At 70.7% G+C, this 23,407-nt stretch carries 24 protein-coding genes and 1 tRNA gene; 11 read left to right on the forward strand and 14 right to left on the reverse strand.

The features are described 5' to 3' along the window. Window positions 1-47: 47 nt before the first annotated feature. Window positions 48-533: a RidA family protein gene (locus HJC40_RS08295; protein ID WP_249999849.1), complete on the reverse strand. Its 486-nt coding sequence runs from the start codon at window positions 531-533 to the stop codon at window positions 48-50. Then, a complete protein-coding gene (locus HJC40_RS08300; protein WP_249999851.1) occupies window positions 530-685 on the reverse strand; it encodes a DUF4177 domain-containing protein in 156 nt (51 codons plus the stop codon). The genes HJC40_RS08295 and HJC40_RS08300 overlap by 4 nt, the downstream gene beginning before the upstream one ends. Window positions 686-1,028: 343 nt before the next feature. On the opposite strand from HJC40_RS08300, the gene HJC40_RS08305 reads away from it, so the two are divergent. The 3 genes from HJC40_RS08305 to HJC40_RS08315 are packed head-to-tail and all read left to right on the forward strand — an operon-like array spanning window position 1,029 to window position 3,995. Beyond that, a complete protein-coding gene (locus tag HJC40_RS08305; protein WP_249999854.1) occupies window positions 1,029-1,802 on the forward strand; it encodes a hypothetical protein in 774 nt (257 codons plus the stop codon). Window positions 1,803-1,825: 23 nt separating this feature from the next. Then, complete coding sequence (locus HJC40_RS08310; RefSeq protein WP_249999857.1) at window positions 1,826-2,779, forward strand: ArsA-related P-loop ATPase; 954 nt, start codon at window positions 1,826-1,828, stop codon at window positions 2,777-2,779. 49 nt (window positions 2,780-2,828) lie between these two features. Then, the gene (locus HJC40_RS08315; protein ID WP_249999859.1) at window positions 2,829-3,995 is read left to right on the forward strand and encodes an ArsA family ATPase; all 1,167 of its coding nucleotides are present in this window, start codon (window positions 2,829-2,831) and stop codon (window positions 3,993-3,995) included. A gap of 9 nt (window positions 3,996-4,004) precedes the next feature. On the opposite strand, the gene HJC40_RS08320 is transcribed toward HJC40_RS08315, so the two are convergent. Beyond that, window positions 4,005-4,307, reverse strand: a complete 303-nt coding sequence (locus tag HJC40_RS08320; protein WP_249999862.1) for a WhiB family transcriptional regulator — start codon at window positions 4,305-4,307, stop codon at window positions 4,005-4,007. A gap of 347 nt (window positions 4,308-4,654) precedes the next feature. Between HJC40_RS08320 and HJC40_RS08325 the strand changes: the two genes are divergently transcribed. After that, window positions 4,655-7,057, forward strand: coding sequence for a transglycosylase domain-containing protein (locus HJC40_RS08325; RefSeq protein WP_249999865.1), 2,403 nt, complete (start codon window positions 4,655-4,657; stop codon window positions 7,055-7,057). A gap of 49 nt (window positions 7,058-7,106) precedes the next feature. On the opposite strand, the gene HJC40_RS08330 is transcribed toward HJC40_RS08325, so the two are convergent. The 5 genes from HJC40_RS08330 to pyrE all read right to left on the reverse strand — a co-directional run bounded on the left by HJC40_RS08330 (window position 7,107) and on the right by pyrE (window position 10,126). Next, window positions 7,107-7,367 (reverse strand): hypothetical protein, encoded by a 261-nt coding sequence (locus HJC40_RS08330; RefSeq protein WP_249999868.1) that lies wholly within the window; start codon window positions 7,365-7,367, stop codon window positions 7,107-7,109. Next, a complete protein-coding gene (locus HJC40_RS08335) occupies window positions 7,364-8,434 on the reverse strand; it encodes a Gfo/Idh/MocA family protein (protein WP_249999870.1) in 1,071 nt (356 codons plus the stop codon). The genes HJC40_RS08330 and HJC40_RS08335 overlap by 4 nt, the downstream gene beginning before the upstream one ends. A 64-nt stretch (window positions 8,435-8,498) precedes the next feature. After that, the gene (locus tag HJC40_RS08340) at window positions 8,499-9,251 is read right to left on the reverse strand and encodes a hypothetical protein (protein ID WP_249999872.1); all 753 of its coding nucleotides are present in this window, start codon (window positions 9,249-9,251) and stop codon (window positions 8,499-8,501) included. After that, a complete protein-coding gene (locus HJC40_RS08345; protein ID WP_249999874.1) occupies window positions 9,248-9,562 on the reverse strand; it encodes a PadR family transcriptional regulator in 315 nt (104 codons plus the stop codon). Before HJC40_RS08345 ends, HJC40_RS08340 begins: the two co-directional genes overlap by 4 nt. Before the next feature lie 39 nt (window positions 9,563-9,601). Continuing rightward, entirely contained in the window at window positions 9,602-10,126 is a 525-nt protein-coding gene (gene pyrE / locus HJC40_RS08350) for an orotate phosphoribosyltransferase (protein ID WP_249999877.1), read from the reverse strand. Between the two features lie 92 nt (window positions 10,127-10,218). Between pyrE and HJC40_RS08355 the strand changes: the two genes are divergently transcribed. From HJC40_RS08355 to HJC40_RS08365, 3 genes are read left to right on the forward strand one after another with little or no spacing between them, the layout of a single operon-like run. After that, window positions 10,219-11,379 (forward strand): FIST signal transduction protein, encoded by a 1,161-nt coding sequence (locus tag HJC40_RS08355; protein ID WP_249999881.1) that lies wholly within the window; start codon window positions 10,219-10,221, stop codon window positions 11,377-11,379. A 3-nt stretch (window positions 11,380-11,382) separates the two neighbouring features. Then, complete coding sequence (locus HJC40_RS08360; RefSeq protein ID WP_249999883.1) at window positions 11,383-13,590, forward strand: bifunctional diguanylate cyclase/phosphodiesterase; 2,208 nt, start codon at window positions 11,383-11,385, stop codon at window positions 13,588-13,590. A gap of 60 nt (window positions 13,591-13,650) precedes the next feature. Beyond that, window positions 13,651-13,950: a hypothetical protein gene (locus tag HJC40_RS08365; RefSeq protein ID WP_249999886.1), complete on the forward strand. Its 300-nt coding sequence runs from the start codon at window positions 13,651-13,653 to the stop codon at window positions 13,948-13,950. Between the two features lie 110 nt (window positions 13,951-14,060). Here HJC40_RS08365 and HJC40_RS08370 read toward each other — a convergent pair whose 3' ends face one another. Next, a complete protein-coding gene (locus HJC40_RS08370) occupies window positions 14,061-14,684 on the reverse strand; it encodes a hypothetical protein (RefSeq protein WP_249999888.1) in 624 nt (207 codons plus the stop codon). Window positions 14,685-14,845: 161 nt separating this feature from the next. Beyond that, window positions 14,846-15,298, reverse strand: a complete 453-nt coding sequence (locus tag HJC40_RS08375) for a GatB/YqeY domain-containing protein (RefSeq protein ID WP_249999891.1) — start codon at window positions 15,296-15,298, stop codon at window positions 14,846-14,848. Between the two features lie 26 nt (window positions 15,299-15,324). Between HJC40_RS08375 and HJC40_RS08380 the strand changes: the two genes are divergently transcribed. Continuing rightward, window positions 15,325-16,221 carry a metallophosphoesterase gene (locus HJC40_RS08380; protein ID WP_249999893.1) on the forward strand — a complete coding sequence of 299 codons (897 nt, stop codon included), beginning with the start codon at window positions 15,325-15,327 and terminating at the stop codon, window positions 16,219-16,221. A 72-nt stretch (window positions 16,222-16,293) separates the two neighbouring features. Continuing rightward, window positions 16,294-16,370, forward strand: a tRNA-Pro gene (locus HJC40_RS08385). Between the two features lie 157 nt (window positions 16,371-16,527). On the opposite strand, the gene HJC40_RS46075 is transcribed toward HJC40_RS08385, so the two are convergent. The 4 genes from HJC40_RS46075 to HJC40_RS08405 all read right to left on the reverse strand — a co-directional run bounded on the left by HJC40_RS46075 (window position 16,528) and on the right by HJC40_RS08405 (window position 20,422). Next, entirely contained in the window at window positions 16,528-17,631 is a 1,104-nt protein-coding gene (locus HJC40_RS46075) for an NADAR family protein (protein ID WP_249999896.1), read from the reverse strand. 141 nt (window positions 17,632-17,772) lie between these two features. Further along, window positions 17,773-18,096 carry a divalent-cation tolerance protein CutA gene (gene cutA / locus HJC40_RS08395; protein WP_249999899.1) on the reverse strand — a complete coding sequence of 108 codons (324 nt, stop codon included), beginning with the start codon at window positions 18,094-18,096 and terminating at the stop codon, window positions 17,773-17,775. Then, on the reverse strand, window positions 18,093-19,148 hold the full coding sequence (locus tag HJC40_RS08400) for an aspartate-semialdehyde dehydrogenase (RefSeq protein ID WP_249999901.1): 1,056 nt from the start codon (window positions 19,146-19,148) through the stop codon (window positions 18,093-18,095). The genes cutA and HJC40_RS08400 overlap by 4 nt, the downstream gene beginning before the upstream one ends. Before the next feature lie 8 nt (window positions 19,149-19,156). Then, the gene (locus HJC40_RS08405) at window positions 19,157-20,422 is read right to left on the reverse strand and encodes an aspartate kinase (RefSeq protein ID WP_249999904.1); all 1,266 of its coding nucleotides are present in this window, start codon (window positions 20,420-20,422) and stop codon (window positions 19,157-19,159) included. 206 nt (window positions 20,423-20,628) lie between these two features. On the opposite strand from HJC40_RS08405, the gene HJC40_RS08410 reads away from it, so the two are divergent. After that, window positions 20,629-21,420 (forward strand): hypothetical protein, encoded by a 792-nt coding sequence (locus tag HJC40_RS08410; RefSeq protein WP_249999907.1) that lies wholly within the window; start codon window positions 20,629-20,631, stop codon window positions 21,418-21,420. Between the two features lie 254 nt (window positions 21,421-21,674). Beyond that, the gene (leuA, locus tag HJC40_RS08415; RefSeq protein ID WP_249999910.1) at window positions 21,675-23,363 is read left to right on the forward strand and encodes a 2-isopropylmalate synthase; all 1,689 of its coding nucleotides are present in this window, start codon (window positions 21,675-21,677) and stop codon (window positions 23,361-23,363) included. Window positions 23,364-23,407 lie beyond the last annotated feature (44 nt).

Consider the following 23,407-nt stretch of genomic DNA (forward strand, 5'->3'; position numbering starts at 1 on the left):
CGCTCAGGTCACGCATTGCAACCGGAACGGACGATCAGGCTGGGGGCTCACGCCACCTCGACGATGACCTCGACCTCGACCGGCGCGTTCAGGGGCAGCTCGGACACGCCGACGGCGCTGCGGGCGTGCCGGCCCTGCTCGCCGAAGACGTCACCGAAAAGGTTGGACGCCCCGTTGATCACCGCGGGCTGGGCGGTGAAGCCCGGAGCCGACGCCACGAAGCCGGTCAGCTTGACGATCTTCACGACCCTGCCCAGGCCGATCAGCGACTCGATCGCCGCGAGGGCGTTCAGCCCGCACAGCCGGGCCAGCTCGGTGCCCTGCTCGGCGGTGACCTCGGCGCCGACCTTGCCGATCTGCGGCAGCTTGCCCTCGACGAGCGGCAGCTGACCGGAGACGTACACGTAGTTGCCGGTCTGCACGGCCGGGACGTACGACGCCAGCGGCGGCACGACCTTGGGCAGCGTCAGGCCCAGCTCGGCCAGCCGCGCGTACGCGTCGACGCCACCCTCGCCACTGATCGGCGTCGTCATGATTTGGGCCGCTTCAGATAAGCGACCAACTGCTCGGCGTTCGGGCCGGGCACCACCTGGACGAGCTCCCAGCCGTCCTCGCCCCAGTTGTCGAGGATCTGCTTGGTCGCGTGGACCAGCAGGGGCACGGTCACGTACTCCCACTTCTGCATCGCTGCCTACTCCCTAATCGTCGGAACCTCGATCAGCTTAGGGCCCGCGACGAGGCCGCCTTGGCTAGGCTGAGCGAGCCGCGGAGCGGACGATCACCGGGAGAACACGGAGGGCGACATGACGCACCCGCAGGGCGGTGAGCCGGGTCGTCCCCCGCTCGAGCTGCCCCACGAGTGGCCGCCTCCCGCACCGAGCTCCGCTGAGCAGACACCGAGCTTCGCTGAGCAGACACCGAGCTCCGCTGAGCAGACACCGAGCTCCGCTGAGCAGACACCGAGCTTCGCTGAGCAGACGCCGAGCTTCGCTGAGCCCGCACCGAGCTCCGCTCCCGAGCCCAGGCCGGTGGGCGACTTCATCGACGCCGGCCCCGCGCCGGACGACGCCCCCTACCCGCCGCCCGGAGCCTTCGCCGACGAGAGCCCGTCACCCGGCGCCGAGGACCTCTCGTCCGGCGGCCCGGACAGCACCCAGGTGATCCCGACCGAGCCGAGCGGCTGGCAGCCGGCTCCGGCCACCTCGCCCTGGCACGCCCAGCACGAGGCGCCCGGCGAGTGGCAGACCACGCCGCCCGAGCATCTGGCCTGGCAGCATTCGATCCCGGCCGAGACTCCGGCGCCCGAGCCGATCTGGTCCGGCGGGCCGCAGCCCTACCAGCTGCCGGCCGAGGCCGCTCCGCGCCGCCGGGGCGCGCTCTGGGTCTCGCTGGCGCTGGCCGGCACCCTCTTCCTCTGTGGCGGGGGCGCCGTCTCGGCCTATTTCCTGCTACGGGACGCCGACAACCCCGGCTCGCCCGACCCGGCCACGGCGGTCGACCGCTTCCTCACCGCCGTCTACACCGAGCAGGACGCCACCGCGGCCGACGACCTGGTCTGCCGCGAGGCCCGGGACGAGACGAAGATCTCGGACCGGGTCACCGACATCAAGGCGTACGCCGCCGGCTACACCGACCCGGTCTTCCGCTGGGCCGATCCCCAGGTCTCCGACGCCTCCGAGGACCGCGCCCTGGTCACGGTCGAGCTCACCCTGTCCACCGCCGACGAGAAGACGTCGTCGCAGGCTCTCGAGTTCACCGTGATCCGCAAGACCGGATGGCTGGTCTGCGAGGTGACCGGCTGACCGGTCGCCGTACCGTTGAGGCCATGGGCGAGCACGTCAGCAGATGGCCGGCACGACTGCATGTGGTGACCGGCAAGGGTGGCACCGGCAAGACCAGCGTCGCCGCGGCTCTGGCTCTGGGCCTGGCCGCCGGGGGCAAGCGCACGTTGCTGGTCGAGGTCGAGGGCCGGCAGGGCATCGCCCAGCTCTTCGAGACCGAGCCGCTGCCCTACCAGGAGCTGCGCATCGCCAAGGTGGCCGGCGGCGGTGAGGTGCGCGCGCTCGCGGTCGACCCCGAGGAGGCCCTCCTCGAATACCTCGACATGTTCTACCACCTCGGCGCGGCCGGCCGGGCGCTGCGCAAGGTCGGCGCCATCGACTTCGCCACCACGATCGCCCCCGGGCTGCGCGACGTCCTGCTCACCGGCAAGGTCAAGGAGGCGACCACCCGTTCCCAGGACGGGCGCCGGGCGTACGACGCCGTGGTGCTCGACGCCCCGCCGACCGGCCGCATCGGTCGCTTCCTCAACGTCACCGCCGAGACCGCCAAGCTGGCCAAGGTCGGCCCGATCAAGACCCAGAGCGACGGGGTCGCCTCCCTGCTGCGCTCGCCGATCACGTCGGTGCACGTCGTCACCCTGCTCGAGGAGATGCCGGTGCAGGAGACGCTCGACGCGATCGCCGAGCTCAGCGCGCTGCACATCCCGGTCGGCCGGATCGTGCTCAACGCCACCCGCCCCGCGCTGGTGACCGGCGGCAAGGTGACCAAGGCCGAGCTCAAGCGGGGTCTGGCCGAGGCCGGGCTGGCCACCGACGCGGCCACCGTGAACGGGCTGGCCACCGAGGTGCGCGACCACCTCACCCGCCGGGAGCTGGAGGAGTCGCTGCGCACCGAGCTGACCGAGACCGGCCGCCCCCTGGTCGAGCTGCCGCTGCTGCCCCGCGGGGTCGATCAGGCCGGGCTCGACGAGCTGGCCGAGGTGCTGATGAGTGCGTGACCGGCCACAGTCGCCGTGCGTCGGATCAACTTCGGACTACCCTTGAGTAGTGGCTGACGTGAGCGCCGAATTTGAAGCGAGTGCCGAATTCGACAGCTCGGCACGACTCGACGTCGATGGTCTGCTCGCCGACCCGTCCACCCGGATCGTCGTGTGCTGCGGCGCCGGCGGGGTCGGCAAGACGACGACCGCGGCGGCGCTCGGCCTGCGGGCGGCCGAGGTGCACGGGCGGCGCACCGTGGTGCTCACCATCGACCCGGCCCGCCGCCTGGCCCAGTCGATGGGTCTCAGCGAGCTCGACAACACCCCGCGCCAGGTCAAGGGCATCGACGGCGACAGCGGCGGCGAGCTGCACGCCATGATGCTCGACATGAAGCGGACCTTCGACGAGGTGGTGCAGCAGCACACCACGCCGCAGCGGGCCACCGAGATCTTCGCGAACCCGTTCTATCAGGCCATGAGCTCGACCTTCGCCGGCACGCAGGAGTACATGGCGATGGAGAAGCTGGGCCAGCTGCGGGCCACCGACGAGTGGGACCTCATCGTGGTCGACACGCCGCCGTCGCGGTCCGCTCTCGACTTCCTCGACGCTCCGGCCCGGCTGTCCCGGTTCCTCGACGGTCGCATGCTGCGCATGTTGCTCGCTCCGGCGCGCGGTGGCCGCAGCATGTTCAGCCTGGTCACAGCGTCGTTCGGATTGTTCTCGCGGACCGTGCAGAAGGTCCTGGGCGCCCAGCTGCTGACCGATCTATCGGGTTTCGTGGCCGCGCTGGACTCGATGTTCGGCGGCTTCCGGCAGCGGGCCGACCAGACGTACCGGATCCTGCAGGACCCGCAGACCGCGTTCCTGTTGGTGGCCGCGCCCGAGCGGGACGCCGTACGCGAGGCCGCCTATTTCGCCGAGCGCCTGGTCGCCGAGCGGATGCCGCTCGCCGGTCTGGTGCTCAACCGCATGCACCGGTCCGCGGCGCCGGGCCTCTCGGCCGAGGCCTCGCTCGCCGCGGCCGAGGCGCTGACCGCCGCCGGTGACCACCCGCTGACCGCCGACGCGCTGCTCATCCACGCCAACCTGGTCAGCCAGACCGAGCGCGAGGAGCGGGTCGCGGCGAAGTTCACCGACGCCTTCCCGGCGGTGCCCACGGTCTCGGTCACGGCGCAGCCCGCCGACGTTCACGACGTCGACGGGCTGCGGACGATCGGTGCGCTCCTGGCGTGACCGCCGCCGTCAGCGGGTGGGGACGAGCACCTTGTCGGCGCCCTTGTCCCGCATCGCGGCCTCGAACATCTTGCGCCAACTCGCCACGTGCGGGTGGCGGCGCAGCAGCGCGCGCCTCTCCCGCTCGGTCATGCCTCCCCAGACGCCGAATTCGATCCTGTTGTCCAGGGCATCGGCGAGGCACTCGTAGCGGACCGGGCAGCTGCGGCAGATCCTCTTCGCCACGTTCTGCTCGGCGCCCTGCACGAAAAGCGCGTCAGGGTCGCCACTCTGACACGCCGCCATGCTGGGCCAGTCGCTGATCATCCCCATGTGTAAACGTCCCCCCTTGCGTTACCCCCCTCGACGCCCGCGTTGCTCATGCCCCTCAGCTGAGTTCAGTCCCCAAGCGGCGCAGACGTCGTGCGACAAGCTCGCCGGACCATCATGCTCTGTAGTCGGGCGATTACGCAACGTTGTACCTGAAATACGTACAGCTCGGTTGTTCCGGGCGAATGCCACGGGGCCCATGGCATCAGCTTCGGTGCGGCATCGGCGGGGTACCGGCAAAACTCCCCAAGATCTGACCACGCGGGGCACAATGAATCGGGGCGAAGCGTGACCTTTCCGATGGGCGGTCGCGTGCTCTCTTCGCGTACCCTGCTCAGGTGACCTCCTGGATGCGCAGACGCGATCACAACATCTTCGCCAACGCGACGTCGTTGCTGATCTGCGGTTTACTGGCCGGCGTCGTCGTGGCGGCCGCCGCCTTCCCCGCCGCCGCCATGTCCGGCCTGGCCGCCAAGGCCGGCGGTGAGACGTTCGCGCAGCTGCCCAGTGAGCTCAAGGACTACAGCTCCCCGCAGATCACCCGCATCTACGCGGCGGACAAGAAGACGCAGATCTCGCAGTTCTACGACGAGTTCCGCAGCGACGTCCCGCTCAAGGACATGTCCAAGCACATGCCCGCCGCGATGATCTCCGCCGAGGACCGCGAGTTCGCCAACCACAACGGCGTCGACCTCAAGGGTGTCGCCCGCGCGTTCGTGAGCAACAGCGGCAAGTCGGAGTCCAAGCAGGGCGCCTCGACCATCACCATGCAGTACGTGCGGATGTCGCTGGCCTACTCGGCGACCAACCCGCAGGAGGTGGTCGACGCCACCAAGGACACGCCGAAGCGCAAGATCACCGAGATGAAGTACGCGATCCAGGTCGAGAAGGAACTGAGCAAAGACCAGATCATCGAGCGCTACCTCAACATCGCGCCGTTCGGCAACCAGGCCTACGGGGTCTACGCGGCCAGCCAGGTCTACTTCAACAAGAAGCCCAAGGACCTGACGGCCGGCCAGGCCGCGATGCTCGCCGGCATGGTCAAGGCGCCCTCCAGCTTCAACCCGACCAGCGCCGAGGGCTACAAGCTGATCAAGCAGCGCCGGGACAACTACATCCTCCCGGCCATGGTCGAGATGGGAAAGCTGACCCAGGCCGAGGCCGACAAGGCCAAGAAGGAAGCGATCCCGCGCCAGGTCAAGCCGGTCGGCAACGGCTGCGTCTCGGTCGCCAACAACAACTGGGGCTTCTTCTGCGACTACTTCTACCGCTGGTGGATGAGCCAGGAGGCCTTCGGCGCCACCCCGTACGACCGGGAGCGACGCCTCAAGAGCGGTGGCTACCGGATCATCACGACGCTCGACCTCGGGGCCCAGGCCGACGCCCGTAAGCGCATCAACAAGCGCATCGAGGACAACGACAAGAACGCCCTGCTGCTCGCCGCGACCGAGCCGGGCACCGGCAAGGTGCGGCTGCTGGCGGCCAACCGCAAGTACAAGCTGCCCGACGCGGCGAACCCCAACCCGCTGTCCTCGGACAAGAAGAAGGCGAGGGCGGGCGTCCGCGCGACCTACCCGAACACGACCAACCCGCTGCTCAGCGGCGGTGGCGACATCAGCGGTTACCAGGCCGGCTCGGTGTTCAAGATCTTCACGATCATCGCCGCGCTCGAGAAGGGCTACCCGCTCGCCTATCCCATCAAGGCGGAGAAGCGGTTCAAGTCGGAATACATCATCAGCTCGAGCAACGACTCGGCCTGTCCCGGCACGCACTTCTGGTGTCCCAGCAACTCGGGTGGCGGCGGTGAGGGCCTCTACGACATGCACTCGGCCTTCGCGAAATCGATCAACACGTACTTCGTGCCGCTCGAGCAACAGGTCGGCGCCGAGAACGTGGTGGCCGTGGCCAAGCGGTTCGGCGTGCAGTTCCGCGTGCCGCAGGACGCCAAGTACGCGAACGACCCGGCGTCCGCCAACCAGTGGGGAGCGTTCACGCTCGGCGTGTCCGCGTCGACCCCGCTGGACATGGCGAACGCGTACGCCACGCTGGCCGGTGACGGCATGTACTGCGAACCCACCCCGATCGAGCAGATCAGCACGCAGGACGGCAACAAGCTCGACATCGGCAAGCCGCGCTGCATCCGGGCGACCAGCAAGGACGTGGCCCGGGCGGCCCTCGACGCGGCCCGCTGCCCGGTCGGCGACTCGGCTCAGATGGGTCGCTGCAACGGCGCCACGGCTCGCCAGACCAAGTCGACGGTCAAGCACCCGGTGTTCGGCAAGACCGGCACCACCGACGCCGACAAGACGGCCGCGCTGATCGCCGGCACCACATCCCTGGTCGTCGCCGGTTACCTGGTCAACCCCGACTGGCCCGACCACCGCGACCGCATGTCGCACGACGTCGTCAACCCGGCCGTCTACCAGACCCTCGGCGACTTCATGAAGGGCAAGCCGAAGGAACAGTTCAAGGAGCCGGAAAACCGCAAGATCGCCTACGGCGACCAGAAGTCCATCCCCAACGTCGAGTGCGATGCGATCGACGACGCCCGCAGCCGCATCGAGGACGCCGGCTTCGAGGTCTCGATCGGCAGCGACGTCGAGTCGGACTGCCCGGCCGGCACCGCGGCCGGCACGAGCCCGGGCAACCGCACCATCAAGGGCGGCTTCGTGACCATCAACCCGAGCAAGGGCCGCGCCGAGACCCCCGGCGGACCGGGCAGCACCCCGCCGTCCGGCAGCCCGCCGCGGTAGAGCACCGTCAGGAAGGGCGGGACACCCACATGGGTGTCCCGCCCTTTCCTCATTCCCCGGTCAGCTCGGTCAGCACGTCCCGGGCGTCCCCGCTCCCGGCGGCCGCGAGCCGCCGCAGCTCGTCCAGGTCGTCCCGCTCGGCCGCCAGCTCGACCAGCACATCCACCGCGTCGCTGCTGCCGGCCGCGGCCAGCCGCCGCAGCTCCTCGAGATCGCCACGCTCACCGGCCAGCTCGACCAGCTGACCGGTCGCGTCCCCGTCGCCCATGGCGACTCGCTCGCGCAGCTCGGCCGGGTCGTCGTCGTTCATCCTTCGCCTTCCGTCGTCGACCATGCCTGCACAGTCGTGGTGATCTCTTGTCCGCCGGCCGCCGCATCCTCGACGGCCAGCGCGAGCAGATGGTCCTGGGCGCCCTCGGCCAGCGGGTAGGGCGGTGGACCCTCGTTCCGTACCCAGGCGGCCATCGCGTCGAGCAGCGTCGCCGTGGCGATCTCGTCGTCGTTGAGGCGCGCCCCGGCGTACGGGTTGCGGTAGAGCACCTCACCGCCCAGGGTGATCGTCTCGGTGTCGAAGCCGTTGAGGTCGAGGTCGTGACCGCTCTGCCGGCGCGTCAGCGCGGTGCGGGCGATGGTCCGCGGCGCGGGCAGGTGCACGATCTCGTCGTCGTTCAGCTCGCCGTGGGTGCCCCGGACCAGGAGCCGCCGCGAGCGCAGCAGGTTGCGGGTCTGATTGGTGGTGAAGTCGTAGACCGCGGATCGGCCGCCGCCGAAGTCGAGCGTGGCGATGGTCGTGGTGGCCGGCCTGGGCTCGGTGTCATCGGTCCACCCGCCCCGGTCGAGCGGGTCGAGCAGCGGCGCGACGGTCCGCACGGCCTGGACGGCGGCCGGGTCGTGACCGACGCCGAGCAGCCCCCGGATCAGCGACATCGCGTGGTACTGCTGCGTCGACGAGACGTGCACCTGAGTGGGCGTGCCGATGATGCCGGACCGCACGGCGGCGAGCCGGGCGGCGTGCGCGGGCATCAGCAGATACTGCTCGGCCACCTGCACCAGGGCCGATCGGCCGGCCGTCGCCCAGAGCGCCCGCAGACCGGCCAGGTCCGCGGCCGGCGGCGTCTCGGCCAGCACGGGCAGGCCCAGTCCGACGGCCTCGGCCACGACCCCGGGAGTGGCCATCCGCGGAACGGCCGTGACCACGAAGTCCGGCCGAGCCTGTCGCAGACACTCCGTCAGGTCACCGTAGGCCGGCACGGGCAGCGCCCGCCGCCGCGGTTCCCGCACCACGGCGCCGACGCAGCGCACGCCGGGCAGGGCCTCCGATACGCGGTGGAACGCCGCCGCCCGGAAGCCGAAACCGATGAGTACGAACCTCGACACCCCCACACCGTACGGGGACTGTCGACTCAGGAGCCGGACCGCGTGCGGCCCGGTGGCGGACCGGTCAGACGCTGAACCGGCGCCGGGCGACCAGGCCGCCGACGACCAGGAAGACAGCGACGAAACCGACCCGGGTCACGGCCAGGAGGAACACCCCGCGCGCGTCGGCGCCGGGCAGGTCGGCGACGGCCTGAAGGAACGCCGCGCAGAAGGCCAGCCCGACCGCGAGGGCGACGCGCTCGTCCACCGCCGCCCACAGCAGGACGGCCAGACCGACCCACCACAGCGCCGGGGTGCCGAGCGCCACGGCGTCGATCGGCAGGAGCGGCAGTGCCAGCAGCGCCGGATTGCGGACGGGGGTGCGGGGCCCGGGAAGCAGCAGCAGGACGGCGGCCAGCGAATAGCCGGTGACCGCTCGCCAGTCGGTCCCGTTGGCCGCGGCCAGCACGAAGGCCGCGAAGGCCGACAACGCCGCGGGCACCCGCCAGCCGGCGACGATCGCGCCGGCCGCCAGGACGACGGCCGCCCACACCAGGGTCTGCGCCGTGCTCAGCGGCAGCCAGCCCGACGCGACCTGGCGGCCCGTGCTCACGGCGCTGAAGATCAGCAGCAGGAGCGCGGCCGCCCGGGCCGCGTAGAGCCACCGCACCCTCAGCGGCTGATCGCCGCCGGCGCGGGCGCGCAGGCCCCCGAGCACGAGCGCGGGCAGCTCGCGCCCCATCGGCCGGCCGGCCGTGAGGAGCACGTCGAGCATCTCGTCGCGCGGATGGCCGGCCGGATAGAGGCGCAGCAGAGCCGCGTACACCCGCTCGCTCATGCCAGGCCCCCGAGGGCCCGCGGCTGGAGCACGACGCGCGCCGCGGCGGCCATCCGGGCGGCCTCCGCCCGCAGAGCGGAGCGGCCGTCCGGAGTCAGCGCGTAGTGGCGGCGGGCCCGGCCGTTGACCACCTCTTCGCGGACGACCTCGACCAGCTCCTCTTTGGTGAGGCGGTCGAGGGCCTGATAGAGCGTGCCGGTGGCCAGCCGCACCCGGTCGCCGGACAGGGCGGCCACCCGGCTCATGATCGCGTAACCGTGACCCGGCTCGTCCTGCAGCGCGGCCAGGATGAAGTACGTCGGCTCCCTCACGGAGCCAACATATGTTGTTGAGTTACATATGTAAACAGGTCAGGCGACGGCCTCGAGGTCGGCCCTGGTCAGCAGCGCGCGCAGCTGGATGCCCTCGGCCGACAGCGCCTGGGCGCCGCCCTCCTGGCGGTCGATCACGCACAGGGCGTGATCCACGTGCGCGCCCAGGTTGCGCAGGTCCTTGGTCGAGATGACGACCTGTCCACCCGAGGTCACCACGTCCTCGACGACCAGCACGCGCCGGCCGGCCACCTCGGCGCCCTCGGCGAGCCGCGCGGTGCCGTACTGCTTGGCCTGCTTGCGGACGAAGGCGGTGGGCAGCTTGGCGTGCCGGGCGACCGCGGTCACGACGGCGATGCCACCCATCTCCAGGCCGGCCAGCACCTCGGTGCCCTCCGGGATCAGCACGGCCATCTCCTCGGCCAGCCTGTCCAGGAGCTCCGGATCGGCCTCGAACTGGTACTTGTCGAAGTACTCGTTCGCGACGCGGCCCGATCGCAGGGTGAACTCGCCGGTCAGCCGGCTCACGGCGCGGACCTGCCGCGCAAGGTCAGAGTCAGTCACAAGGACAAAGCCTGTCAGGCCGCCCGCGGACACCGGACGGCACCCCACAAGCAACCTCTCAGCAACCGACAAGCGGTGCCGATCAGAGGATCATGCAAAGCACCCCGCACCGGTGGTTCGGCGTGGGCCAGAGCAGCGCGCCCGATTCCCGCAAGGCGGGAGCCGAGGCCGCGGCCGAGGCGATCGGCGGGCGAGAGAGCAAGGCCGTCTTCGTCTTCGCGTCGGTCGCTCACGACCTTCCGGCGCTGCTCAAGGGCGTACGGATGGAAGCCGGGCCGGATGCCGAGATCGTCGGCGCCACCACCATGGGCGAGCTGGGCAGCGCCGGGACCACCGACGGCGGCATCGCCGTAGCGGCCCTCGGCGGCGACGGCTTCACGGTGCAGGTCCGGGCCGCCCAGATCCACCGGTCCGATCCACGAGCCGCGGGAGCGGCGGCGGCCGAGGCGCTGCACGGCCTGGACGACGAGAATCAGGTGCTCGTCCTCCTGGCCGACGGGCTGTCGGGGCAGCAGCACGAGATCGTCCGGGGGGCGTACTCGTCGATCGGCGCGAGCGTCCCGCTGGTCGGCGGGTTCGCGGCGGACGACCGGCGGTTCCGGCAGACCTACCAGTTCCTCGGCGACGAGGTGCTCACGGGCGCGGTCGTCGGACTGGCGCTCGGCTCGGACGGGCCGATCGGCATCGGGGTCGCGCACGGCTGGCGCCGCAAGGAACCGCCGATGGTGGTGACCAAGGCCAGCGGCCCGCACATCTACCAGCTCGACGGCGAACCGGCGCTGGACGTGCTGCTGCGCCGCAACGAGCTGGAGGGCTCGGCCGAGGACCTCTTCGACCGTGGCCGGGCGCTGCAGCCCCTCGGCCTGTCCCGCCGCAGCGGCGAGGACATCCGGGTGATCCACGCCGGTGACGACGAGGCCCGCTCGATCTGGGGCACCGCCGACGTGCCGCAGGGCGCGCTGGTCTGGCTGATGGAGGGTGACCGGCAGTCGATGCTGGACGGTGCGGCGTGGTCGTGCACCGAGGCGATCGCCCGGCTCGACGGGCTGCCGCCGCTCGGCGTGCTCGCCTTCGACTGCGGGGGCCGCTGGGCCGGGCTCGTCGAGGGCGGGCTGGACCAGGAGATCCAGGCGATGCGGACGGCGTTGAGCGACGCGCCGTTCGCCGGCTTCTACACGCTCGGCGAGATAGCCCGGGTCCGTGGCGCGCTCGGCACCCACGCGCTGACCCTCGTCACGCTGGCCCTGGCCTGACCGATGGAGTCGTGGTCGACGCATCAGCTCACGGAGTACTTCACCGCGGTGAACGCGGCGGAGGACGAGGCGACGGCGATCGCGGGCGCGGTCGAGCGGGCCACCGAGATGGTCGAGGCCGAGGTGGGCGCGGTCGTGCGCGAGGGTCGCATCTCCGGCGCGTACGGCTTCGGGCCGGTGGTGCCCGAGGCGGCGTTGCACGAGGTGGCCGCCGGGCAACCGATCCTCGTCGTCCCGTACGTCGGTGAAATGCACGCGATCAGCAACCCGCTCGGCGCGGAGAGCGGCGACGCGCTCATCGTGGCCCGGATGGGCGAGCCGTTCGAGCCCTCGGAACGGCAGATGCTGCAGGGCATGGGCCAGGTGCTCGGGCTGGCCCTGCGCAGCATCCGGGTGCTCGCCGCGGAACGCCGTCTGCGGACCGAGAAGGAGCAGCAGGCGACCAGCGCGCAGACCCGGCAGCGGCTGGTCGAGTCGCTGCTGACCATCCAGCGGGCGATCTCGGCGCGGCGCCCGCTGCCCGAGATCCTCGACGCGGTGACCGGCGGGGCGGCCGAGCTGCTGGCCGGGGCCACGGTGACGCTGATGCTCGCCGAGGGCGGACCGGACCGGCGGCTGACGGTCGCCTCGACCTGCGGCGACGCCGCCGCGCCGCCGGAGAGTCTGGCCCGGGCGGCGATGGCCGGCGGGGCCGCGCTGATACGACCCGACAACGGCGGCTGCCTGATCGCCGCCCCGGTACGGGTCACCGGCGAGATGGCCGGCAGCCTGGTCGCCCGGCTGCCCGCGACGACGTCCGGGCAGAACGAGCAGCGCGACCAGCTGGCCGCCTTCGCCCAGCAGGTGAGCCTGGCGCTGACCGACGCGCGCACGGTCGAGGCGGTCCGCGAGGCCCATCACGACCTGATCACCGGACTGCCCAACCGCGCGCTGTTCCTCAAGATCCTCAACCGGGTGCTGGCCTCCCGCGACACGACGGCCGACCCCACGAGCGTGCTGTTCATCGACCTCGACCGGTTCAAGGCGGTCAACGACAGCCTGGGGCACGACGCCGGCGACCAGTTGCTCGCGCTCGTCGCCCGGCGGCTGCGAGGCTGCGTCCGGGCCAGCGACACCACCGCCCGGCTCGGCGGCGACGAGTTCGCGGCGCTGCTGCACGACTCCCCGGCCGAGGCGGCCGAGGTCGTCGGCGCGCGCATCGTCGCCACCCTCAAGGAGCCGTTCCGGGTGGCCGGGCGTGAGGTCTTCATCGGCGCCAGCGTCGGGATCGCGATCTCGCGCGAGGACGACGAGAAATCCGAAGAGCTGCTGCACAACGCCGACGTGGCGATGTACCGGGCCAAGAAGGAGGGTCCGGGCCGGGTGCTGCTCTATCAGCCCTACATGCACGCCGAGGCGCTCGACCACCTGAGCCTGCGGGGCGATCTGCAGCGGGCGTTGCGCGAGGGCGAGTTCCGGCTGCAGTACCAGCCGCTGATCCGGCTGGCCGACGGTCGGCCGGCCGGCGTCGAGGCGCTGATCCGGTGGCACAGCCCGACCCGCGGCTTCGTCTCGCCGGTCGACTTCATCCCGATCGCCGAGGAGTTCGGGTTGATTGTCGACATCGGGCAGTGGGTGCTGGAGACGAGCGCGGCCCAGGTGGCCCGATGGCGGCGGGACTTCCCCGAGCTGGGACTCAACGTCAACGTCTCGGGACACCAGCTGGTGCATCCGCGCTTCGCCGACAACGTGATGCGGGCGCTGGGCATGGCCGGCCTGCCGTCGAGCGCGGTCACCCTCGAGCTGACCGAATCGGTGCTGGTCAGCGAGCCGGATCTGGGTAGGTCGGCGTTGCAGGTGCTGCGCGAGCTCGGCGTCCAGCTCTCGATCGACGACTTCGGCACGGGCTATTCGTCGCTGGCCTACCTGCGCGAGCTGCCGGTGGACGAGCTCAAGGTGGACCGGGCGTTCATCGCGCGCGCCGAGCTGACCGCCGAGGACCTCGCCCTGGTTCGCACGATCGTCCAGCTGGCCCAGATTCTCGGTCTGCGAGTGGTGGCCGAAGGGATCGAGAACGCCGCGCAACTGGCCGCGTTGCGCGGGCTCGGTTGCGGCTACGGGCAGGGCTTTCACCTGTGCCGGCCGGTCGACCCGGAAGAGATTCCCGCGCGACTCGCCGAGGCGCAAGGGGAGTCACCCGTTGGCGTACTTGATCACCGCTCTACCGCATGAGCCATGCTCTAGGGGTACTTTTCGCCTAATTAAGACATTTACCCCGGAAGGAAAATAACGGTGACACCCTTCGCGTTGCTCTTCCTCCTCGCCCTCGCCGGCTCCTCCTGCTTCGCTCTCGGCCGGGCCCTCGGCCGCGGGGAGCGCTACGAGAAGGGCTACCGCGAGGGGTTCCGCGACGGGGAGACCGGCTCCCTGGCCCGCGCCGCGCGGCTCATCCAGCTCAACGACCGGCCGGCCATCGCACCGGCGATCGAATCCATGCTCGGTCCCTACGCGGTGCCACAGCAGCAATTGCCCGGGCGCAGCTCGAGCCCCGCGGTCACGGCTGTCCCGGTGCGGCCCCAGCTCGCCCTCTGACTACTCCAGGTCCGGACCGCGGGGGTACGGCCGGTGGCCGCACCCCCGCTTTGCTTGTGTACGCGGGTCTCGTACGCCGGTCAGCCGGTGATCAGCGACCCGTACGCCGGTCAGCCGGTGATCAGCGAGCGGAAGACGATGCCGAGGAACGCGCCGGCCAGCCCGCCGACCACCGCGAGGATCAGGGCCAGCCGGCCGAGGCGCTCGTGCCGCCGGATGCCGACGAACGCCAAAATCGCGGCCAGCGGGGAGAGCACGATCGGCAGGATCAGGACGGCCAGGCCGGCCAGCACGAAGGCGATGATGCTGAACGTGTTCGCGGCCCGCGCCGGGGCGGGGTACGGGCTGTTCGGATAGGGCGGGGGCGCGAAGCCGGGCCCGGCCGGGCCTTGCGGGTAGGCCGGGTAGCCCTGCACGGCCGTGGCGTCCATCGGCGGCGGATAGGCGGCCGGCTGCTGATAGGCGTTCGCGGGCGGGGCGCTCGACGGGACCTGACCGGGAACGCCGAACGTCGTCGTCGCATCGGTCGCCCACGACGGCTGCTGCCCCTGCTGCGGCGGCGGCCAGGACTGCTGCTGAGCCGGTGCCGGCGGCCATGACTGCTGCTCGCCCTGGGCCGGGGGCCACCCCGCGGCGGCCGGGTCCGGCGGCGGATAAGGGGAGGCCGGGCGGCCGCAGGCGCTGCACCAGCCGTTCGGCTGTATCGCCGTCGAGCCGCAGTTCACGCAGGTCATCGATGTTCTTCTTCCGGGGGGTGTCGGGGTCGATCTCCGCAATCGACTCGCAACCCACCGACCTGAGCGAATCGCCCGGTGACCCCCGCCCCCGGCTGAACAGCTCACCACGTACGAGAAAGGGTGGGAAAGGAGCCGCCGGCGACCGACGGCCCGCACCCTCAGCCGAGCTGCCTGCGCACCTCGGCGGCGACCCGGCCACCCTCGGCCCGGCCCGCGACCGCGGCCTGCGCGGCCTTCATCGCGGGACCCATCTGCGCCTTGCCGGTGAAGCCACCCGCCGCGAGCGCCCCGGCCACCAGCTCGGCGATCTCGTCGTCGCCGAGCTGCTGCGGCAGGTAACGCTCGAGCACCTCGCCCTCGGACCGCTCCTTGGCCGCCTGCTCGGTCCGCCCCGCGTCGCCGAACGCCGTAGCCGCCTCGCGACGCTTCTTCGACTCCTTGTTGAGGACGGCGAGGACCTCGTCGTCGGAGAGGTCACGAGCCGCGGAACCGGCGACCTCGGCGTTGCGCACGGCGGCCAGCGCCATCCGCAGCGTCGCCGTGGTGAGCTCGTCGCGGCTCTTCATCGCCGTGTGCAGGTCATCGTTCAGGCGGTCCTTCAGCGTTCCCATGGACGGAGAAACTACCCTTGCTACCCATGCGCAAGCGCTCTGTTTTCACCCTCGGTTCCGCGGTGCTCGCCACAGGGGCCGCCACGTTCGCCTACGCCTCGCTGATCGAACGCAACCTGTTCGCGCTCCGCCGCTTCGACGTGCCGGTGCTCGAACCCGACGCCGAGCCGCTGCGCATCCTGCACCTGTCGGACCTGCACATGATGCCCGACCAGCGCCGCAAACAGGCGTGGGTGGCCGCGCTGGCCGGCGTCGACCCCGACCTGGTCGTGGTCACCGGCGACAACATGGCCGACCCGGAGTCCCTGCCCGGCGTGCTGCGCGCCCTCGACCCGCTGCTGTCGGTGCCCGGCGCGTTCGTGTTCGGCTCGAACGACTACCGCGGCCCCCGCTGGAAGAACCCGCTGCTCTACCTGATGCCCGAACGCGAGTACGTCCAGGGCGACGCCGACCTGCCGGCCGAGGACCTGCGCCACGCGCTCACCGACGCCGGCTGGGCCGACCTGAACAACGCCCGCACGGTGCTCAAGGCCGGCGGCCGCTCGATCGAGCTGGCCGGCGTGGACGACCCCCACATCAACCGCGACGAGTACGCCGCCGTGGCCGGCCCGGTCTCCCCCGCCGCCGACGTGCACCTGGGCGTCACCCACACCCCCGCCTCCCGGGTGCTGAACGCCATGGCCGCCGACGGCTTCGAGCTCCTGCTGGCCGGCCACACCCACGGCGGCCAGGTGTGCGTCCCGTTCTACGGCGCCCTGACCACCAACTGCGACCTGCCCCACCACATGGCCAAGGGCCTGCACCGCTGGCCCACCTCCGACTCCTGGCTCCACGTCTCGGCCGGCCTGGGCACCCACCCCACCGCCCCGATCCGCTTCGCCTGCCGCCCGGAGGCCTCGGTCCTCACGCTGATACCGCGCTGACCTGCGGTTTTACGCTTCTGGGGATACCGATTTCGCGTCCGCCCCGGCGTCGGATAGTATTTCCAGGCAGCTCGGGGTGTGGCGCAGCTTGGTAGCGCGCTTCGTTCGGGACGAAGAGGCCGTCGGTTCAAATCCGGCCACCCCGACCAGAGTTTGGCCAGTTGAGGGCCGGTGCATCGGAGACGATGCCCGGCCCTCAACTGTTTCCACGGCCGTTCGGGAGACGACTCAGCGTTCGGTCGAGCACGGCGCCCGGCGAGGGTCTTCGCGCCCGCAGGCCCGGCCTTCTGGCGCTCGGCCGGCCGGCTACGGGGCGAAGCCCGCTCGTTCGGCCGCGATCTCGGACCGGACAAGTTCCAGTAGCCGGCCGAGCCAATTGCGGCCCTTCGTGCCACCGCTCCAGTACGCCGAGCTGATGTTGTACTCGATGCGGGCATCGCCGGTCGCCACGAGGACGTCCGCGAGTTCCGGGTGCTGACTGAACTTGGCATGCAGAACTGCGCGCATAGCGGCCAGGCGAAGGTGAGGCCAATCCGGCCGGAGCGGCGCCTGGCCGACAGCACGCTCGACGGCAAGGGCAGTCGCGGCGCGGTGGATCGCTGCACGGGTGCTCTCGTCGGTGGCGGCCAGAGCCCAGTAGGCGTGCACCGCGCTGGCGTAGGTGTCACCGCCGATGGAGATCGTGGTCGGGTACTCGTTGCGCAGGCACTCGATCCCTGGCTCTGTTCGCCACGTGCCGGGAATCGATGCCAGCTTGACCGTGGGATCCTGTGCCTGCTCCGGGCCGTCAGCGGGCCGGGATTCGCGCCACTCCTCGACCGACCTCCGACGTTCCTCGAAATACTCGTGGGCGTGAGTGTGCATCCCTTCGGTTACGAGCTCGTCGTGAGTCGTGTGTTCCCCGATCGGTGTGCACAGCACTCGCAGGGGCTGGTCTTTCGCGTCCATGTCGCCGAGCGCATAGAGCCGTACGTGTTCGGGAACGGCCAAGTAGGCCGCGCGAAGTAGCTGCCGGTCGGCTTCCGTCCGTGTCTCGAGGTATCGGTTCAAGGCCTGTAGGCAGCGGCCGGTCGAATCGGGCCGGCCGTTGAGCTGATCGATCCCGTCGGCAACCTCTCCGAGGAGTTCGTCGGCTGTGACCCAGATCTGCGGCTCGTCGAAGCGCCAGTTCGCGAGGTCGTGAGCCGAGACTTCCACGCCAGGTTCGAGGTGTGTGGCGACCCATCCCGATTCCAGCTTCTGCCGTAGGCCGTCGAGATCGACCCAGTCCCAGCAGTTGATCGCTCCGTCAGCGAAGATCAGCAGATCGGTCAGGAAGTAGGTCGGACCGTTGCGGATGAAAATCGGCCGCCAGGTGCCCTCGATCTGTTCACCATCGACAACCCGATACGTCCTCTTGTTGGATGCCACCGGCGCAGTGTAGGTCGCTCCTGGAGCACTGAACCCGGGCAGACCGCAGTCAACGGGCCAGCCCCTTCTCCGATGGCCCGAGTGTGGCGGCCGGCCCGCTGTGGCGCCATGACGCCTTACCCACGGATCGTGCCATCCGGGTCAGGGGTCGGCCGTCTCGGCCAGCACCCATTCCAGGTACGCCGGGTTGCCGGCCGAGACCGGCAGGGCCAGGACGCACGGTACGTCGTACGGGTGCTCGGCGTTGGCCCGCTCGACGATGCGATCGACCAGGGCGGCCCGGGTGTGCAGGGCGACCCGCGCCTCGCTGTCGTCGTGGACCTCGCCGGCCCAGCGGTAGATCGAACGGATCGCGGTGGTCTGGTGACCGCAGGCGGCCAGGCGGTCGTCGACCAGGCGGCGGGTGAACGCGGCCAGCCAGTCGGCATCGGCGGCGGTGACGACCACCTCGACGACGCCGGTCACCGGGTGAGTTCTTTGGCGATCAGCTCGGCGATCTGCACCGTGTTGAGCGCGGCGCCCTTGCGCATGTTGTCGCCGGTCACGAACAGGTCGAGCGCGCGGGGGTCGTCCATCGCCCGGCGGATGCGGCCGACCCAAAACGGGTCGGTGCCGACCGCGTCGATCGGCATCGGGAACTCGCCGGCCTCGGGGTCGTCGACCAGGATCACGCCGGGCGCGTTGCGCAGCTCCTGCCGGGCGCCCTCGGCGGTGACCTCGGAGCCGAAGACGGCGTGGACGGCGATCGAGTGGGCGGTGACCACCGGGACCCGGACGCAGGTGGCCGAGACCTTGAGCGCCGGGAGGGCCAGGATCTTGCGGGACTCGTTGCGCAGCTTGAGCTCCTCGGACGACCAGCCGAGCGGTTCCAGCGCGCCCGACCAGGGCACCACGTTGAGCGCGAGCGGCGCCGGGAAGGGGCCGAGATCGTCGCCGACGGCCTGGCGCACGTTGCCCGGCCGGGAGCCCAGGAGCCGGTCGCCGGCCACCTTGCTGAGCTGGTCGTGCAGGGTGTCGACGCCGATCTGCCCGGCCCCCGAGGCGGCCTGGTACGACGCCAGCACGAGCTCGCGCAGGCCGTACTCACGGTGCAGCGGCGCGATCGCCATGATCATGGCCATCACCGTGCAGTTGGCGTTGGCGATGATGCCGCGCGGACGGTAGCTCAGCGCCTCGGGGTTGACCTCGGGCACCACGAGCGGCACGTCCTGGTCCATGCGGAACGCGGCCGAGTTGTCGACCACGGTGACGCCGCGGGCGGCGATGATCGGCGCCCACTGCAGCGAGACCTCGTCGGGCACGTCGAACATCGCGACGTCGACGCCGTCGAACGCCTCGGGGGTCAGCTCGGCCACCGTGAGCTGGTCGCCCCGGCAGCTCAGCTGCTTGCCGACCGACCGCGAGGACGCGATCAGCCGGATCTCGCCCCAGACGTTGCGCCGCGAGGACAGCAGCTCGAGCATGACCGTGCCGACGGAGCCGGTGGCCCCGACGACGGCGAGCGTGGGCTGCGCCATGAGTGGGCTTACCGCCCGGTGCCCGCGTAAACCACCGCTTGGTCGCCGCCACCCAGCTCGAACTGGTCGTGCACGGCACGGACCGCGGTGTCGAGGTCGCTGTCGCGGCAGACGACCGACACCCGGATCTCGGACGTGGAGATCATCTCGATGTTGACGCCGGCCTCGCCGATGCAGGCGAAGAACGACGCGGCGACCCCCGGGTGCGAGCGCATGCCCGCGCCGACCAGCGAGACCTTGCCGACGTGGTCGTCGAAGAGCAGGCTCTTGAACTTGATCTGGTCTTTGATCTTGTCGAGCGCGGTCATCGCGGTCGGGCCGTCGGCCTTGGGCAGCGTGAACGAGATGTCGGTGCGCCCGGTGCCCTCGGTCGACACGTTCTGCACGATCATGTCGATGTTGATCTCGGCCTGGGCGACGGTGTCGAAGATGCGGCCCGCGGCGCCCGGCTCGTCGGGCACGCCGACGATGGTGATCTTGGCTTCGCTGCGGTCGTGAGCGACCCCGGTGATCATCGCTTGTTCCACGTCAGGGTCCTCCATCGATCCGGTGACCAGGGTGCCGGGCTTCTGTGAATACGAAGAGCGTACGTGGATGGGCACCTTGAAGCGGCGCGCGTACTCCACGCATCGCAACATCAGCACCTTCGCTCCGCCGGCGGCGAGCTCGAGCATCTCCTCGTACGTGATCTGCTTGATGTGCTTGGCGTCGGGCACGATCCGCGGGTCGGCCGTGAAGACCCCGTCGACGTCGGTGTAGATCTCACAGACGTCGGCGTGCAGGGCGGCGGCCAGGGCCACGGCCGTGGTGTCGGAGCCGCCGCGGCCGAGCGTGGTGATGTCCTTGGTGTCCTGCGAGACGCCCTGGAAGCCGGCCACGATGGCGATCGCGCCCTCGTCGAGCGCGCTGCGCAGCCGGCCCGGCGTGACGTCGATGATGCGAGCCCGGCCGTGCGTCGAGGTGGTCAGCACGCCGGCCTGCGAGCCCGTGTACGACCGGGCCTCGTACCCGAGATTGTGGATCGCCATCGCGAGCAGGGCCATCGAGATGCGCTCGCCCGAGGTGAGCAGCATGTCGAGTTCGCGGCCGGGCGGCAGCGGGCTGACCTGGTTGGCCAGATCCATCAGCTCATCGGTGGTGTCGCCCATCGCGGAGACCACGACGACCACGTCGTCGCCGGCCTTGCGGGCGGCGACGATGCGCTCGGCGACGCGCTTGATGCGCTCGGCGGTCGCGACCGACGAGCCACCGTATTTCTGCACCACCAGTGCCACGGCGAAACCAATCCTTCGGCTGTGCGTACCGGCGACGCCGGTCAGGACAATCGCCACCACAGTAGCCGCGGTGGGGCCCGGCCCCGACAGGCGATCCCAGAATCCGGCCGCCACGGGCCCGGCCGCTGACCGGACACGCGCGACACGCCGAAGCCGATCGCGCTCGATGCCAGGGCGATACGGCCGTTGGAGGCGAGAATGTCTCGGTGCGCCCTCGCTCGATCCTTCTGTCCACCGCCGCCCTTCTCCTGACGGGCGTGGCGGCCTGCGGCGGCGCCCCGGAAGCGGCGGCGCCGCCCTCGTCGAGCGCCCCGACCGGCCCGGCCGCCTCCGACGCCCGCGAAAGCCTGGCCGCCCGGGCCGCGCTGGCGATGGACAAGGCGTACGCGGCTCTCTACTCCCTGGACGACGGCCGGGGGCAGCCCCGCAACGTGGTGGCCACCGTCGGCCGGGACGGCACCTGGCGGGTGGACGTCAGCGGCGGCGCGCTCGGCGGCACGGCCGACGTGACGATCGCCTCGACGGCGGCCGGCGTCTTCCAGTGCACCCTCGGGTCGCAGTCCAACCCGATCGCCTCGACCTGCGTAAAGGTCGCCAAGCCGGGCAAGCCGGTTCCCGACGAGTACGACCCCAAGGTCGAGCGCCTGTTCCGCCAGTGGCTCAGTGTCTTCACCGATCGGCAGGCCGCGCTGGCCGTCACCGAGGTCCAGCCGCTGGCCGGCGCGAAAGGCAACTGCTACTCCATCGACTCCATCTCGGCCTCGCTGGCCGACCCGGTCGACATCGGCGTCTACTGCTACGCCGAGGACGGGGTGCTGAGCGCGGCCCGGGTCGGCTTCGGGATGATCAAGGTGATCAGCCAGGTCGAGGGTCCGGCCACCGTGCCGCTGCCCGGACCCGAGGTGGCGGGGCCGCCGATGGGCATGGACACCCCGGTCGCGCCGCCGGTCCAGCCGGTCCAGCCGCTTCAGCCGTCCGGGCTCGCCCCCTCGGCCTGACCCTTCCCACCATCCGGGCGTACGGCTGGCAACGGTCCAACCCTTCACGTAGGGTCATTTCGACATGTGGCAGGCATTCCTTCTTCTTCGCTGCCGCGACGAGGCCCCATCCCAGGCCGGCACCTCGTCGCGGAGTTGACGCGCGCCGCCTTCTCGCCTCGTCCTTTTTCTTGGAGCAGTTCCACATGTCTGTAGAAGACTCAGCCTCAGTAGCAAACTCTGCCGGCCCGTTCGCGACCCAGCGCGCCAGCTCGATGCCGTTCGAGCGCTACGTCCCGTACCAGAAGCAGTTCGCCATCGACCTGCCCGACCGGCAGTGGCCGGCCCGGCACGTCGAGGCCGCCCCGCGGTGGTGTGCGGTCGACCTGCGCGACGGCAACCAGGCCCTGATCGACCCGATGTCCCCCGAGCGCAAGCGGCGCATGTTCATGCTGCTGGTGCAGATGGGCTACAAGGAGATCGAGGTCGGCTTCCCGGCGGCCAGCCAGACCGACTTCGACTTCGTCCGTCAGCTCATCGAGCAGGATCTGATCCCCGACGACGTCACCATCCAGGTCCTGGTGCAGTGCCGGGAACACCTGATCGACCGCACGTTCGAGTCGATCCGCGGCGCCAAGCGCGCGATCGTGCACTTCTACAACTCGACGTCCACGCTGCAGCGCCGGGTGGTGTTCGGCCTCGACAAGGACGGCATCACCGACATCGCGACCACCGGGGCGCGGCTCTGCCAGAAGTACGCCGAGATCCACACCCCGGACACCGAGATCTTCTACGAGTATTCGCCGGAGTCCTACACGGGCACCGAGCTGGAGTACGCGCTCGAGATCTGCTCGGCCGTCATCGACGTGATCGACCCGACGCCCGACCGGCCGCTGATCATCAACCTGCCGGCCACGGTCGAGATGGCCACCCCCAACGTCTACGCCGACTCGATCGAGTGGATGCACCGCAACCTGCCCCGGCGCGAGTCGGTCGTGCTGTCGCTGCACCCGCACAACGACCGCGGCACCGCGGTCGCCGCGGCCGAGCTGGGCCTGCTGGCCGGGGCCGACCGCATCGAGGGCTGCCTGTTCGGCAACGGCGAGCGCACCGGCAACGTCGACCTGGTGACCCTGGGGCTCAACATCTTCTCCCAGGGCATCGACCCGATGATCGATTTCTCGGACATCGACGAGATCAAGCGGGCCGTCGAGTACTGCAACCAGCTGCCCGTGCACGAGCGCCACCCGTACGTCGGTGACCTGGTCTACACCGCGTTCTCGGGCTCGCACCAGGACGCGATCAAGAAGGGCTTCGCCGCGCTGCAGGCCGACGCGGACGCGGCCGGGGTCGACATCGACAAGTTCACCTGGGGTGTGCCCTACCTGCCGATCGACCCGAAGGACCTGGGCCGCAACTACGAGGCCGTCATCCGGGTCAACTCGCAGTCCGGCAAGGGCGGCGTCGCGTACATCATGAAGGAGGAGCACAAGCTCGACCTGCCGCGACGGCTGCAGATCGAGTTCTCCGGAGTGGTGCAGCACCACACCGACGTCGAGGGCGGCGAGGTCAGCCCGCAGGAGATGTGGGACATCTTCGCCGGCGAGTACCTGGTCGAGCACCAGGCGTCCAAGGCGTTCACCATCGAGACCTACTCCACCTCGATCCGCGACGGCAAGGTCGAGGTCGACGTGGAGATCTTCCACCGGGGTCAGCGGCGTCCGCTGGTCGGCGTCGGCAACGGCCCGATCGACGCGTTCACCCAGGCCATCGAGCCGCTGGGGATCACCGCGCGGGTGCTCGACTACAACGAGCACGCGCTCACCTCGGGCGGCGACGCGCAGGCCGCGGCGTACGTCGAGGTGCAGGTCGGCGATCAGGCGGTGTGGGGCGTCGGCATCGACGAGAACATCGTGAGCGCCTCGATCAAGGCAGTCACCAGCGCGGTCAACCGCGCCCGCTGAGTTTTCACCCGCGTGCCGCCTCCCGTACGAGCGGCGGCACGCGG

It is taken from the genome of Actinoplanes sp. M2I2, from assembly GCF_023544445.1.
Lineage (GTDB): Bacteria > Actinomycetota > Actinomycetes > Mycobacteriales > Micromonosporaceae > Actinoplanes.

Excerpts from the sequence above, each read along its gene's own strand:
- HJC40_RS08300 (WP_249999851.1), bottom strand. The coding sequence starts at position 685 with ATGCAGAAGTGGGAGTACGTGACCGTGCCCCTGCTGGTCCACGCGACC.
- HJC40_RS08400 (WP_249999901.1), bottom strand. The coding sequence starts at position 19,148 with ATGGCGCAGCCCACGCTCGCCGTCGTCGGGGCCACCGGCTCCGTCGGC.
- HJC40_RS08380 (WP_249999893.1), top strand. The coding sequence starts at position 15,325 with ATGCGCAAGCGCTCTGTTTTCACCCTCGGTTCCGCGGTGCTCGCCACA.
- HJC40_RS08330 (WP_249999868.1), bottom strand. The coding sequence starts at position 7,367 with ATGAACGACGACGACCCGGCCGAGCTGCGCGAGCGAGTCGCCATGGGC.
- HJC40_RS08340 (WP_249999872.1), bottom strand. The coding sequence starts at position 9,251 with ATGAGCGAGCGGGTGTACGCGGCTCTGCTGCGCCTCTATCCGGCCGGC.
- HJC40_RS08325 (WP_249999865.1), top strand. The coding sequence starts at position 4,655 with ATGCGCAGACGCGATCACAACATCTTCGCCAACGCGACGTCGTTGCTG.
- HJC40_RS08360 (WP_249999883.1), top strand. The coding sequence starts at position 11,383 with ATGGAGTCGTGGTCGACGCATCAGCTCACGGAGTACTTCACCGCGGTG.
- HJC40_RS08370 (WP_249999888.1), bottom strand. The coding sequence starts at position 14,684 with ATGACCTGCGTGAACTGCGGCTCGACGGCGATACAGCCGAACGGCTGG.
- HJC40_RS08320 (WP_249999862.1), bottom strand. The coding sequence starts at position 4,307 with ATGGGGATGATCAGCGACTGGCCCAGCATGGCGGCGTGTCAGAGTGGC.
- HJC40_RS08295 (WP_249999849.1), bottom strand. The coding sequence starts at position 533 with ATGACGACGCCGATCAGTGGCGAGGGTGGCGTCGACGCGTACGCGCGG.
- HJC40_RS08355 (WP_249999881.1), top strand. The coding sequence starts at position 10,219 with ATGCAAAGCACCCCGCACCGGTGGTTCGGCGTGGGCCAGAGCAGCGCG.
- HJC40_RS08375 (WP_249999891.1), bottom strand. The coding sequence starts at position 15,298 with ATGGGAACGCTGAAGGACCGCCTGAACGATGACCTGCACACGGCGATG.
- HJC40_RS08310 (WP_249999857.1), top strand. The coding sequence starts at position 1,826 with ATGGGCGAGCACGTCAGCAGATGGCCGGCACGACTGCATGTGGTGACC.
- leuA (WP_249999910.1), top strand. The coding sequence starts at position 21,675 with ATGCCGTTCGAGCGCTACGTCCCGTACCAGAAGCAGTTCGCCATCGAC.